A 12,953-nucleotide genomic window follows, 5' to 3' on the forward strand; every position below is an offset into this window, starting at 1 on the left:
GGCGGTGCGCCCCGGTGGGGTCGTCGACGACAGCGCTGTCGCGGTGCGATTCGGACCATAGCCCCGTGCGGGGCGCCGGAGGAGGGCCGCGGGCCGCGCGGGGGGAACCGTTATGAAATCGACGCGGGAGCAGAGGGGCCCGGGACGGGCGGTGAACGGGGCAGGTCACCCCTCAGGCGGTGGCCGGCATCAGGTCCCGCTGCACGCAGGCGGCCGCGAGCACCGAGGCGCCGATCCCGATCGCCCGCTCGTCGATCATCAGGTCGCCCATGTGGAGGTCGTAGCTGCGCCCGCCCGGGGTGCGGGTGCCCAGCCGGGCCAGCGCACCGGGGACCTTCTCGAGGTACCAGGCGAAGTCCTCGCCGCCGAGCGACTGCGCGGTGGGATCGAGGTTCTCCCGGCCCAGCACACCGGTCACCGCGGCCGCCAGCACGCCGACGCTGGAGGGGGTGTTGGACACCGGCGGGACGCCGCGGTCGTGGCTGACCCGGGCCTCGATCCCCCAGGGCCGCACCAGATCGGCCAGCACCGATTCGAGCAGCTCCTCGGCCTGGTCCCAGGCCTCGTGGTCCAGGCAGCGCAGCGTGCCCTCGAGGGTGCCGCTGCTGGGGATGGCGTTGAAGGCGGAGCCGGCATGGATGCTGCCCCAGGTGAGGTTCACGCCGGAGCGGGGGTCCATGCGCCGGGTCAGCGCGGCCGGCAGCTGGGTGGCGATCGAGCCGAGCGCGTAGACCAGGTCCTGGGTGAGGTGGGGGCGGGAGGTGTGGCCGCCGGCGCCGCGCACCTGGATCCGCACCGGGTCGGTGGCCGAGGTGATGGGGCCGGACTTCAGGCCGATGTGGCCGACGTCGACGCTGGGGTCGCAGTGCAGCGCGAGGATCGAGTCGACCCCGTCCAGCACCCCCTGGTCGATCAGGTCCAGGGCGCCGCAGGGGTGCATCTCCTCGGAGGGCTGGAACACCAGTCGCACGCCGCGCGTCAGCGCCCCGGCGTCGGCGACCCGCACCAGCGCGGTGGCCGCGCCGAGCACCGCGCTCATGTGGACGTCGTGCCCGCAGGCGTGGGAGACGCCGTCGACGGTGGACCGGTAGGAGACGGTGGTCAGCTCGGGGATGCCGAGCGCGTCCATGTCCGCGCGCAGCGCCAGCGGCTCGAGGGTCGGGTCGGAGCCGGGGATGTCGCAGATCGCGCCGGTGGCGCGCAGCCGCTGCGGACTCAGCCCCAGCTCGGCCAGCCGCTCCACCACGAAATCGGTGGTGGCGTGCTCCTGATGGGAGAGCTCGGGGTGGCGATGGAGGTGGCGGCGCGTCTGCCGCAGCTCCTCGGCCTTCTCGGCGACGGTGCGGGCGATGAGCCCCTCCGGGCCCAGCATCGACCGCTGCTGCGCGCTGCCCGCCGGCCCCTGCTGCGAGCGCTCCACCCCTGCACTGCCCATGGTCTCGAGTGTCCTCTCCGAAGGAGGGTCGGTGCCCTCGTCGTCGCGGTGCGCCGCTCGCGGGTCCGCGACGTGCGGCCGACGTCAGCGCAGGTGGCCGAGCCCGCGCCCGTCGAGGTGGGCGATCAGTCCCGCCAGGTCCTGGGCGTGGTCGTCGGCGAGCACGAGCAGCGCGTCCTCGGTGTCCACGATGCTGATGCCGTCCAGCCCCACCAGGGCGATGTGACGATCCGTGGCACCGTACACCGTGGCCCGGGAGGAGACGGCATCGACGGAGGCGCTTCCCAGCACCCGGACATCACCGTTCGGCGGCGGGTCGGCGCTGCCGGGCGCCGGCGCCGGCGCCGCCGGGGTGCGCCGCAGCTGGCGGGCGAGGGCCGCGAAGTCGCCGACGTCGTCCCAGCCGAAGTCGGCGCGCACCACCGCGACCCTGCCGTCCGCGGCGAGCGGCTCGGCCAGGGCGTGGTCGATCGCGATCGCGGTCAGCCGCGGCCACACCCGGGCCAGCACCTCGGCGCCGCGGTCCGTGCCGTGCGCGGCGGCGATCTCGCGGGCGCCGCCGGCCAGGGCGGGGATCTGCGCCGCGAGCTCGTCCAGCAGCACCCGGGCGCGGACCACGAACATCCCCGCGTTCCACAGGAAGCGCCCGGTGGCCAGGAACTCCTCGGCGCGCTCCCGGTCCGGCTTCTCCACGAAGCGGGCCACCGGGCGGGCGCCGGCGGCGCGCAGGGCGCGATCGGCGTCCGCCGTCCCCTCCCCGGCGCCCTGCTCGATGTACCCGAAGCCCGTGGCCGGGTGGGTGGGGGCGATGCCGAGGGTCACCAGGTAGCCGAGCTCGGCGGCCGCGCGCGCCGCGGTCACCGCCCGGGCGAAGGCCGACTGGTCGTCGATCAGGTGGTCGGCGGCGAAGGAGCCGATGACGGCCTCCGGCTGCTCGCGCTCGACCAGCGCGGCGGCCAGCGCGATGGCGGGCATCGAGTTGCGGGGCGAGGGCTCGGCGATCACCCGGGCCGCGGCGCCCGCCGGGCCGCGGAGCTGATCGCGCACCTTTGCGGCATGGGCAGCCCCGGTGACCACCAGCGGCGGATGGTCCGCGAGCGGCGCCAGCCGGCGCACGGTCTGCTGCAGCAGCGAGGACCCCTCACCGGTCAGGTCCAGCAGGAACTTCGGCCGCGAACGACGTGAGAGCGGCCACAGCCGGGTGCCGGCCCCGCCGGCGGGGATCACGGGGACGAAGGGTGCCTGGGGCATCTGGCCAGCGTAGGCGCATCCGCACTCCCCGGGCGTGCCTCCGGAGGGCTCCGGAGGGGCAGCCGACCGCCGCCTCGCGGTGCCCGAACGGCACGTCACCTGGTGCTAGTCTGGCTCTGCCCCTGTCGGGGACGATGATGATGTCGCCATGTCGTGAAAAGGTCGTCCAGCGGCGATCGCTGCCGCGACGGCCCTCCGGTTCCACGCCTCCGGGGCCGCGCGCCGCACCACGTGACCACCCATCCCGCTCCCGGCGCCAACCCGACGCTTCTGGAGGATCTCCGTGGCTTCAGCCCAAACCGGGACGCTCTATCGCGGTCGCGAGGGCATGTGGTCCTGGGTCGCACACCGCGTCTCAGGAATGCTCATCTTCCTGTTCCTGCTCGTGCACGTCCTGGACACCGCGCTGGTGCGGGTCTCCCCCGAGGCGTACAACGAGGTGATCGGGCACTACAAGACCGTCGTGTTCGGCCTCGGCGAGGTCGGACTGGTCGGGGCGATCCTCTTCCACGCCCTCAACGGCCTGCGCATCATCCTCGTGGACTTCTGGTCCCGGGGCACGAACCACCAGCGCGGCCTCTTCTGGGGTGTCGTGATCGTGTGGGCCGTCCTCATGGCCGGCTTCCTCCCCCGCCACCTCATGCACATGTTCGGAGCGTGACGATGAGTGCACAGACCAAGCAGTCGATCCCCGATCCCCGCACCCGCTACCGCCGCACCGGCCAGCGCGGCATCAACACCGAGATGGTGTCGTGGCTGTTCATGCGCGCCTCGGGTGTGCTGCTGGTGATCCTCGTGTTCGGCCACCTGTTCGTGAACCTGTGGCTCGGCGAGGGCGTCAAGGGCATCGACTTCGCCTTCGTCGGCGGCAAGTGGGCCTCCCCGTTCTGGCAGGTCTGGGACCTGCTGATGCTGTGGCTGGGCCTGATCCACGGCGGCAACGGCGTGCGCACCATCATCAGCGACTACGCGCGCGGCGGCCGCACCCGGATGGTCCTCAAGGCCCTGCTGTACTTCGCGGTCATCGTCACGCTCATCCTCGGCACCCTGGTGATCTTCACCTTCGATCCGTGCCCGGCGGGCGCCGAGCCGAGCCTGCTGCCCTCCTTCTGCGAGGGCTGACGCCTTCCGGGGGTCGGGCCCGACCGACCGTCCCCCGCCTCTTCACCCGGTCGACCTCGAAACGGAGCAGTCACCACACATGCAGACCCATAACTACGACGTGGTCATCATCGGTGCCGGCGGCGCCGGTATGCGCGCGGCGCTGGAGTCCTCCAAGCACGCCCGTACCGCGGTCGTCACCAAGCTCTACCCCACGCGCTCCCACACCGGCGCGGCGCAGGGCGGCATGTGCGCCGCCCTCGCCAACGTCGAGGAGGACAACTGGGAGTGGCACACCTACGACACCGTCAAGGGCGGTGACTACCTGGTCGACCAGGAGGCCGCCGAGGTGATGGCCAAGGAGGCCATCGACGCGGTGCTGGACCTGGAGAAGATGGGGCTGCCCTTCAACCGCACCCCCGACGGCAAGATCGACCAGCGCCGCTTCGGCGGGCACACCCGCGAGCACGGCGAGGCGCCCGTGCGCCGCGCCTGCTACGCCGCGGACCGCACCGGCCACATGATCCTGCAGACGCTGTTCCAGAACTGCGTCAAGCAGGAGGTCGACTTCTTCAACGAGTACTACGTGCTCGACGTGCTGATGACCGGTGATCCCCGCAGCGACGAGGGGTGCGCGCCGCCGGCGTGGTCACCTACGAGCTGGCCACCGGCGAGATCCACGTCTTCCGTGCGAAGTCCGTGGTGTTCGCCTCCGGCGGCTTCGGCAAGATCTTCAAGACCACCTCCAACGCCCACACCCTCACCGGTGACGGACCGGCGATGGCCTTCCGCCGCGGCATCCCGCTGGAGGACATGGAGTTCTTCCAGTTCCATCCCACGGGCCTGGCGGGCCTGGGCATCCTGCTGTCGGAGGCGGCCCGCGGCGAGGGCGCGATCCTGCGCAACAGCGACATGGAGCGCTTCATGGAGCGCTACGCCCCCACCCTGAAGGACCTCGCCCCCCGCGACGTGGTCGCCCGGGCGATGGCCAACGAGGTGCGCGAGGGCCGTGGCTGCGGTCCGAACAAGGACTACGTCCTGCTGGACCTCACCCACCTCGAGCCCGCGCACATCGACGCGAAGCTCCCGGACATCACCGAGTTCGCGCGCACCTACCTGGGTGTGGAGCCGTACACGGAGCCGGTGCCGGTGTTCCCCACCGCGCACTACGGCATGGGCGGCATCCCCACCAACATCCAGGGCGAGGTGCTGCGCAACGCCACCGACGTCGTCCCGGGCCTGTACGCGGCCGGTGAGACCGCCTGCGTGTCGGTGCACGGCGGCAACCGCCTGGGCACCAACTCGCTGCTGGACATCAACGTCTTCGGCCGCCGGGCCGGCATCGCGGCCGCGGCGCACGCCGCCACCGTGGAGCTGGCCGAGCTGCCCGAGGGCGGCGAGGCCCCCACCGTCGAGCTGCTCGACCGGCTGCGCGACCGTCCGGCGACGAAGGACCGCATCGCCGACATCCGCAGCGACCTGCAGGAGCTGATGGACCTCAACGTGCAGGTGTTCCGCACCGACGAGACCTGCCGTGCGGCCCTGGCCGGCATCAAGGACCTCAAGCACCGCTACGAGACGGTCGCCATCCAGGACAAGGGCCGCCGCTACAACCTGGACCTCATGGAGGCCGTCGAGCTCGGCTTCCTGCTGGACCTCGCCGAGATCGTGACGCTCGGCGCGCTGAACCGGAAGGAGTCCCGCGGCGGTCACTTCCGCGAGGACTACGACACGCGCGACGACGTCAACTACCTCGAGCACACGATGGCCTACCGCACCCTGCCGGGTGAGGAGGGTGCCGAGGGGACCTCGATCCGTCTGGGCACCAAGCCCGTCGTGATCACCCGCTACCAGCCGAAGGAGCGCACGTTCTGATGACTGCTGTTGCTGAGAAGCCCGAGGCCGACACGGGTGCCGGCGAGATCCCCTCGTTCGAGGTGACGCTGCGCATCGCGCGCTACAACCCGGATGACGACCAGGGAATCCACTGGGAGGACTTCACCGTCACCATGCACGGCACCGACCGTGTGCTGGACGCCCTGCACGAGATCAAGTGGCACCTGGACGGCTCGCTGTCCTTCCGCCGCTCCTGCGCGCACGGCATCTGCGGCTCCGACGCGATGCGGATCAACGGCCGCAACCGCCTGGCCTGCAAGACGCTGCTGAAGGACATGGACCTGAAGAAGCCGATCACCGTCGAGCCCATCAAGGGCCTGCCGGTCGAGAAGGACCTGATCGTGGACATGGACCCGTTCTTCGAGTCCTACCGCGAGGTGATGCCGTTCCTGGTGGCCAAGGGCCAGGAGCCCAGCCGGGAGCGACTGCAGTCGCCCGAGCAGCGGGAGCGCTACGACGACACCACCAAGTGCATCCTCTGCGCCGCGTGCACGTCCTCGTGCCCGGTGTTCTGGACCGACGGGCAGTACTTCGGCCCGGCCGCGATCGTCAACGCCCACCGCTTCATCTTCGACTCCCGCGACGACGCCGGCGAGCAGCGACTGGAGATCCTGAACTCCAAGGAGGGCGTGTGGCGCTGCCGCACCACCTTCAACTGCACCGAGGCGTGCCCGCGCGGCATCGAGGTCACCAAGGCGATCGCCGAGGTCAAGCAGGCCGTGATCACCGGCCGCGTCTGACCCGGACGTTCCCGCGGGAACGCCCCCCTCGCGACGACGCCCGCCCGGGTCCTCCCGGGCGGGCGTCGTCCTGTCCCGGCCCGGTGTCCCCGGCCCGGTGCCTCCGGTCGGCCGGACCTGCTGATCAGCGGGCGCCGGCCAGGACCTCGCGCAGGCGCTCCGCGAAGGGTCCGGGCCGCCCGGGGTGCATCGGATCGAGGGTGTGGAACCCTCCGTGGCCACCGGGGAGGACCACCGGCTCGGTGCCGAGGAGCTCGGCGGCGGCCCTCGCCGTGCGACCGGTGAGGACCCCGGCGGACTCCTCGCCGACAGCGATCACCACCCGCGTCGAGGCCCGGCCCAGGGCCTCGACGTCGGGCAGGTACCCGGTGATCGCGGCGCTGGTCCCCGACAGCAGCGGATCCTCCCGCGAGCCGTCGTCCGCCTCGGGCAGACCGAACCGGGCCGGATCCGGCAGCGGACGGCTCGCGAACGCGTCGCCGAACTCGCCCGGCCAGGTCACCATGGCGATGAAGGCGGCCATCCCGGCGCCCCAGCCGCGCCGTCGGTACGCCTCGGTGACGGCGGCCTCCGCGCGCACGGCGGCCTCGGCATCCGGGAGGATCCGCAGCAGGGGCGGCTCATGGGCGACGAGCACGGAGACATCCTCCGGATGCGCGGCCACGAGGGCGAGGCCGGTGACCGCTCCCCCGCTGCTGGCGAAGATCTCGACCGGCCCGCCGACATCCCCGATCAGGGCGTGCAGGTCCTCGGCCTGGGTCTGCGGGGAGTTGTCCGTGCGTCCGTCGGCGCGGCGGCTCGCACCCAGTCCGCGGGGATCGTAGGTGATCACCGTGCGGTCCGGGAACCGGGCGGCGAGCTCCCCGAAGCCCTCGGAGGTCATCGGCTGACCGATCATCAGCAGCGCCGGGGCGCCGTCGGCCGGAGGCAGCGGGCCGTGGACGTGGTGGACGATCTCGGCGTCGGCCACGGCGAGGGTGCGGGTCGTGGCGTCCATCGCGGTCTCCTGGCAGTCCGCCGGCCCGGGCGAGCCGGTCGGGCACCACCCTAGGCCAGGATCCGGCGCCGGCACAGGCCCCGTCGGCCGGTGCCGCTCAGGAGTAGGTGACCACCAGCGGCGCGTGGTCGGACCAGCGGGCGTCGTAGCTCGGGGCACGGTCGACCTGGGCGGAGACGGCGCGGGCGGCGAGGTCCTCGGTGGCCAGCTGGTAGTCGATCCTCCAGCCCGAGTCGTTGTCGAAGGCCTTGCCGCGCTGGGACCACCAGGTGTACGGGCCGGGGCCGTCGCCGTGCAGGGCGCGGTGGACGTCGACGAAGCCCGCCTCGGTGGTGAGGCGGTCGAGGTAGGCGCGCTCCTCGGGCAGGAATCCGGCGCTCTTCAGGTTGCCCTTCCAGTTCTTGATGTCCCACTCGGTGTGGGCGATGTTGATGTCACCGGTGAGCACGACATGGCCGCCCTGGGAGCGCAGCTCCTCGAGCCGCAGCATCATGGCGTCGAGGAAGGCGTACTTGTCGATCATGGTCTGCGGCTTCTCGACGGTCCCGGAGTGCAGGTAGCAGGAGACCACGGTGAGGTCCCGCCCGTCGCCGAGGGGATCGGAGAGGTCGGCCTCCAGCCAGCGGCCGGTGTGGGCATCCCCCTCGACCCCGGGCATCCCGCGCCGCACGGCCTCCAGGTCCACGTCGTCGCGGGCCGAGCGCACCGCGATCGCGACCCCGGCGCGGCCCTTGAGCAGCGAGGCCTCCGAGGCGGTGGACCAGCCCTCCCCCACCAGATCGGCGACCAGCTCGTCCGGGGCGCGCACCTCCTGCAGGGTGATGACGTCGGCGCTGGTCGCGGCGACCCAGTCCGGCATGCCCTTGCGGACGGCGGCCCGCAGGCCGTTGACGTTGACGGTGGCGATGGTGAAGCTCATGCCCACCAGTATCCCAGGCCCCGCGGCCGGGACCGGGTCAGTCCTGCGTGATGCCCGCGGCCCGCTCGGCCGCCTCGACCACGTTCTTCAGCAGCAACGCCCGGGTCATGGGGCCGACACCGCCGGGGTTGGGGCTGATCCATCCGGCGACCTCGGCCACGGCGGGGTCGACGTCGCCCACCAGCGTGGCCCTGCCGCCGGCCGGGTCCTCCTGGCGCGAGACGCCCACGTCGAGCACGATCGCGCCGGGCTTCACGTCCTGCGGTCGCACCAGGTGCGCGGCGCCGGCGGCGGCGACGATCACGTCGGCGCGCCGCAGCTGCGCCGGGAGGTCGGCGGTGCCGGTGTGGCAGAGGGTGACGGTCGCGTTGTGCTCGCGGCGGGTCAGCAGCGCGCCGATCGAGCGGCCGACGGTGACGCCGCGGCCGACGACCACGACGTCCTTGCCGCGGAAATCCAGTCCGTGGCGCTCGACCAGCTCGATCACCGCGCGGGGGTGCACGGCAGCGGGGTGCTGATCGGGGTGTACGCGTTCAGCACCAGTCGGCCGAGGTTGGTGGGGTGGAGCCCGTCGGCGTCCTTGGCGGGGTCGATGCGCTCGAGGATCGCGTCGGTGTCGATGTGCTTCGGCAGCGGCAGCTGCACGATGTAGCCGGTGCAGGCGGCGTCGGCGTTGAGCCGGTCCACGACCGCCTCGACGTCGGCCTGGGTGGCATCGGCCGGGAGGTGCTCCTGGAGGGAGTTCAGGCCGATCTGCTCGCTGTCACGGTGCTTGCCGCGCACATAGGCGGCGCTGCCCGGATCATCGCCCACCAGCACGGTGGCCAGCCCCGGCCGCTGGTGGCCGGCGTCGACCAGGCGCGTCACCCGGGCGGCCAGCTCCTCCTTGATCGCCTTCGCGGTGGCCTTGCCGTCGAGGATCTGAGCAGTCATGGCGCTCTCCTGGGATGTGGGGATCGGGGCGGGGTCTGCGCGCTGGGGTCGGACGGCCGCGGGGCCCGGCGTCGCGCTGCCGGGCCCCGCGGGGATCGCTCAGTACTGCTCGAGGTCGGCGTACAGCGGGTTGGCGTCGGCCAGGGCGGCGGTGCGGCGGCGCAGCGAGGCGATGTCCTCGCCGCCGGTCAGGGCCAGGGCGATGATGTCGGCGACCTCGGTGAACTCCGCGGCGCCGAAGCCGCGGGTGGCCAGGGCCGGGGTGCCGATGCGCAGGCCCGAGGTGACCCGCGGGGGACGGGGGTCGTTGGGGACGGCGTTGCGGTTCACGGTGATCCCGGCCTCGTGGAGGCGGTCCTCGGCCTGCTGGCCGTCCAGCTCGCTGTCGACCAGGTCCACCAGCACCAGGTGCACGTCGGTGCCGCCGGAGATCAGCTTCACGCCGGAGGCCTTCGCGTCCTCGGCCTGCAGGCGCTCGGCGAGGATCTTGGCGCCCTCGAGGGTGCGTCGCTGGCGGTCCTTGAACTCGTCGGTCGCGGCGATCTTCAGGGCGACCGCCTTCGCGGCGATGACGTGCATGAGCGGGCCGCCCTGCTGGCCGGGGAACACCGCGGAGTCGATCTTCTTGGCCCACTGCTCGGTGCACATGATCATGCCGGAGCGGGGGCCGCCGAGGGTCTTGTGGATGGTGGTGGAGACGACGTCCGCGTAGGGGACGGGGCTCGGGTGCAGACCGGCGGCGACCAGGCCCGCGAAATGCGCCATGTCGACCCACAGCGCGGCGCCGACCTCGTCGGCGATGGCGCGGAAGGCGGGGAAGTCGAGCTGGCGGGTGTAGGCGGACCAGCCGGCGACGATCACCTTGGGCTGCTCGGCGAGCGCCAGCTCGCGCACCTTGTCCATGTCGATCAGCCCGGTGCCGGGCTCGGTCTCGTAGGCGACGATGTCGTAGAGGCGGCCCGAGAAGTTGATCTTCATGCCGTGCGTGAGGTGGCCGCCGTGGGCGAGCGAGAGGCCCATCAGCTTGTCGCCCGGACGGGCCAGGGCGTGCATCACCGCGGCGTTCGCGCTGGCACCCGAGTGCGGCTGGACGTTGACGTGCTCGGCGCCGAAGAGGGCCTTGGCCCGGTCGATCGCGATCTGCTCGGCGACGTCGACCTCCTCGCAGCCGCCGTAGTAGCGCCGGCCCGGATATCCCTCGGCGTACTTGTTCGTCAGCACCGAACCCTGGGCCTGCAGCACGGCGCGCGGCACGAAGTTCTCGCTGGCGATCATCTCCAGGGTGCGCTGCTGGCGGGCGAGCTCGCGGTCCAGGACCTGGGCGAGCTCCGGGTCGAGATCGGCGATGGACTGATCGAACGAGTTCACGGGGCCTCCTGCGGTGACGGGGCGGGGCGACGACGGGCGCCCCCGGGCCATCCTAGGCGGACGGTGGCGTCGCCGGGCTCAGAGGTCGAGGCCGAGACGGACCGGCTCCGGCACCAGGCGGATCCCGAAGCTCCGCTGCACCCGTTCCTGCACGTCACGGGCCAGGGCGACCAGCTCGTCGCTGCTCGCGCCGCCGCGGTTGGTCAGCGCCAGGGAGTGCTTGGTGGAGACCGCCGCGCGCTCCCCCACGGCGTGGCCGCGCTCGATGCCGGAGTGGCTGATCAGCCAGGCGGCGCTGGTCTTGACCCGGCCGTCGCCGGCGTCGAAGCGGGGCGCCGCGGCGGGCAGCCGGGCCGCATCGGCCGCCTCCAGGATCGGGTTGGTGAAGAAGGAGCCGGCGCTCCAGGTGTCGTGGTCGGCCGGATCCAGCACCATGCCCTTGGCGGCCCGGATGGCCAGGACCGCCTCGCGGACCTCGCTCATCGGGGCGCGGGCTCCCACCGGGACCCCGAGGGCGTCGGCGAGCTGCGCGTAGCGGATGGGGGCCGAGAGGCGCCCGATGGTGTGCTGGAAGGTCACCGACAGCACCACGTAGCGGCCGGTGGCGGAGGGGACCGGTCCGGCGTAGGGGGTGCGCTTGAAGACGCTGTCACGGTAGGAGAACCGGCAGTCGGCGGCGAAGAAGGTGCGCACGGCGTTCTTCTCGCGGTCCCAGGTGCGCACCCGGGAGATGGTCGAGGCGACCTCCTGCCCGTAGGCGCCGACGTTCTGGATCGGGGTGGCGCCGACGGAGCCGGGGATGCCCGAGAGCGCCTCGATCCCGATCATCTCCCGGGCGATCGCGTAGCGCACCGCCCGGTCCCAGTTCACCCCGGCGAAGTACTCGGCGATCGCCCCTCCGCAGGTGGGGTCCAGCGGCGTCAGCTCGGCGGGATCCACGGCGATGCCGTCGGGCTCCCCCGAGGGGCTGATCTCGCACATGGCGTCCAGCAGCGGCGGGTCCTCGGGATCGCGCAGCAGCACGACGGTGCCCTCGAAGGGTTCGTCGGAGGCGACCAGGTTGGAGCCCCCGCCGAGGACCAGCAACGGCTCCCCCGCGGCGTCGGCGGCGGCGACGGCCTCGATGACCTCCTCGGCGGTGCGCGCCTCGACGAGGTGCGCGATCTCGCCGCCGAGGCGGAGGGTGGTGAGGTCCGAGAGTCTCATCAGGCGTCCGTCCCGGCCGCGGCCAGGGCCACGGTGGCGCGTGCTCGGCCGAGCACCTTGGTGCCGTCGACCTGCGCGGTCAGATCCACGCGGGCGGTGCCGGCCTGCTCGTCGATCGCGCCGACGACGGCGACGACCTCGAGGGTGACCGACCCGGTGGGGGGCACGGGGATCGGGTGGGTGAAGCGCACCGAGTAGCCCCGCACGGCGCTCGGGTCGCCGAGCGCGTCGAGCAGCCCGGTGATGGCGGTGCCCATGGTGAGCATGCCGTGGGCGATGACCCCCGGCAGGCCCGCCTCGGTGGCGACGGCGTCGTTGTAGTGGATGGGGTTGAAGTCACCGGAGGCCCCGGCGTAGCGCACCAGGGTGTCGCGGGTGATCTCGTGCCGGGTGCGGGCGATCTCCTGACCGACGGTGAGGTCGGCGAGGGTCGGCGGGGCGGCGGGCGTGGGCGTGGACGTCATGGGTGCTCCTCGGGTCCGTGGCGGTGGGCGGGGCGGTCGGCCGGGGCGCTCAGTCGCCGCGGACGACGAGCATGCTGCGCACGGCGGCGACCTCGGCGCCGTCCTCGTCGCTCAGGTCGACGCGGGTGGTGACCATGGCGTGGCCGCCGGCGGCGCGGACGGACTCGACGGTCAGGGTGGGGATCAGTCGGTCCCCGGCGACCACGGGCCGGTGCAGGGTGAAGGACTCCTCCCCGTGGACCACCCTGCGGAAGTCGATGCCGGAGGCCGGGTCCTCGATGTACTGGGCCTCGGTGGCCTGCGCGAGGGAGACCAGGAAGGTGGGGGGTGCGATCGGGCCGGCGTGGCCGGCGCGGCGGGCCGCCTCGGGATCGGTGTGCAGCGGCGAGGCCGCACCGGTGGCGCGGGCGAACTCGGCGATCTTCGCGGCCGAGACGGTGTGCACGGGGCCGGGCAGGTAGGTGCGGCCGGCGAAGGCGGGGTCGGGGGTGGTGGGCATGCTGCCTCCCGAGGTCGGGCCGCCCCGGAGGGCGGCGGATGCGGACGGCTCGATCATCTCAGGTCCCCGGGGGCGGGAGGCCGTCCCCCGCCGGAGCGTCCCGGAACGCACTGAAGGCCACCCGGATGATCCGGGTGGCCTTCA

General features: G+C 72.8%; 11 protein-coding genes and 2 pseudogenes. 4 read left to right on the top strand and 9 right to left on the bottom strand.

The features are described from left to right. Positions 1–172 precede the first annotated feature (172 nt). Complete coding sequence (locus ACOJUI_RS11675) at positions 173–1,435, bottom strand: M20 family metallopeptidase (RefSeq protein ID WP_422115130.1); 1,263 nt, start codon at positions 1,433–1,435, stop codon at positions 173–175. Positions 1,436–1,519: 84 nt separating this feature from the next. Then, positions 1,520–2,686, bottom strand: coding sequence for a mannose-1-phosphate guanylyltransferase (locus ACOJUI_RS11680; protein WP_422115131.1), 1,167 nt, complete (start codon positions 2,684–2,686; stop codon positions 1,520–1,522). 283 nt (positions 2,687–2,969) lie between these two features. Between ACOJUI_RS11680 and sdhC the strand changes: the two genes are divergently transcribed. From sdhC to ACOJUI_RS11700, 4 genes and pseudogenes are all read left to right on the top strand, one after another. Then, the gene (gene sdhC, locus ACOJUI_RS11685) at positions 2,970–3,347 is read left to right on the top strand and encodes a succinate dehydrogenase, cytochrome b556 subunit (RefSeq protein WP_422115132.1); all 378 of its coding nucleotides are present in this window, start codon (positions 2,970–2,972) and stop codon (positions 3,345–3,347) included. A 2-nt stretch (positions 3,348–3,349) separates the two neighbouring features. Continuing rightward, positions 3,350–3,808 (top strand): succinate dehydrogenase hydrophobic membrane anchor subunit, encoded by a 459-nt coding sequence (locus ACOJUI_RS11690; RefSeq protein WP_422115133.1) that lies wholly within the window; start codon positions 3,350–3,352, stop codon positions 3,806–3,808. Positions 3,809–3,887: 79 nt separating this feature from the next. Further along, positions 3,888–5,662: pseudogene (sdhA, locus tag ACOJUI_RS11695) on the top strand (succinate dehydrogenase flavoprotein subunit). Next, complete coding sequence (locus tag ACOJUI_RS11700; RefSeq protein ID WP_422115134.1) at positions 5,662–6,423, top strand: succinate dehydrogenase iron-sulfur subunit; 762 nt, start codon at positions 5,662–5,664, stop codon at positions 6,421–6,423. The pseudogene sdhA and the gene ACOJUI_RS11700 overlap by 1 nt, the downstream one beginning before the upstream one ends. A 124-nt stretch (positions 6,424–6,547) precedes the next feature. Here ACOJUI_RS11700 and ACOJUI_RS11705 read toward each other — a convergent pair whose 3' ends face one another. From ACOJUI_RS11705 to ACOJUI_RS11735, 7 genes and pseudogenes are all read right to left on the bottom strand, one after another. After that, positions 6,548–7,420 (bottom strand): alpha/beta fold hydrolase, encoded by an 873-nt coding sequence (locus ACOJUI_RS11705; protein WP_422115135.1) that lies wholly within the window; start codon positions 7,418–7,420, stop codon positions 6,548–6,550. 97 nt (positions 7,421–7,517) lie between these two features. Next, a complete protein-coding gene (locus tag ACOJUI_RS11710) occupies positions 7,518–8,339 on the bottom strand; it encodes an exodeoxyribonuclease III (RefSeq protein WP_422115136.1) in 822 nt (273 codons plus the stop codon). Positions 8,340–8,376: 37 nt separating this feature from the next. Continuing rightward, a pseudogene (locus ACOJUI_RS11715) lies at positions 8,377–9,272 on the bottom strand (bifunctional methylenetetrahydrofolate dehydrogenase/methenyltetrahydrofolate cyclohydrolase). A 99-nt stretch (positions 9,273–9,371) separates the two neighbouring features. Beyond that, positions 9,372–10,640 (bottom strand): serine hydroxymethyltransferase, encoded by a 1,269-nt coding sequence (gene glyA / locus ACOJUI_RS11720; RefSeq protein WP_422115137.1) that lies wholly within the window; start codon positions 10,638–10,640, stop codon positions 9,372–9,374. 78 nt (positions 10,641–10,718) lie between these two features. Continuing rightward, positions 10,719–11,846 (bottom strand): UDP-N-acetylmuramate dehydrogenase, encoded by a 1,128-nt coding sequence (locus tag ACOJUI_RS11725; RefSeq protein WP_422115138.1) that lies wholly within the window; start codon positions 11,844–11,846, stop codon positions 10,719–10,721. Next, the gene (locus ACOJUI_RS11730; protein WP_422115139.1) at positions 11,846–12,310 is read right to left on the bottom strand and encodes a MaoC/PaaZ C-terminal domain-containing protein; all 465 of its coding nucleotides are present in this window, start codon (positions 12,308–12,310) and stop codon (positions 11,846–11,848) included. Before ACOJUI_RS11730 ends, ACOJUI_RS11725 begins: the two co-directional genes overlap by 1 nt. A 49-nt stretch (positions 12,311–12,359) precedes the next feature. Beyond that, the gene (locus tag ACOJUI_RS11735) at positions 12,360–12,809 is read right to left on the bottom strand and encodes an FAS1-like dehydratase domain-containing protein (RefSeq protein WP_422115140.1); all 450 of its coding nucleotides are present in this window, start codon (positions 12,807–12,809) and stop codon (positions 12,360–12,362) included. Between the last annotated feature and the right edge of the window lie 144 nt (positions 12,810–12,953).

Source organism: Brachybacterium sp. UNK5269 (assembly GCF_049266655.1).
GTDB lineage: Bacteria > Actinomycetota > Actinomycetes > Actinomycetales > Dermabacteraceae > Brachybacterium.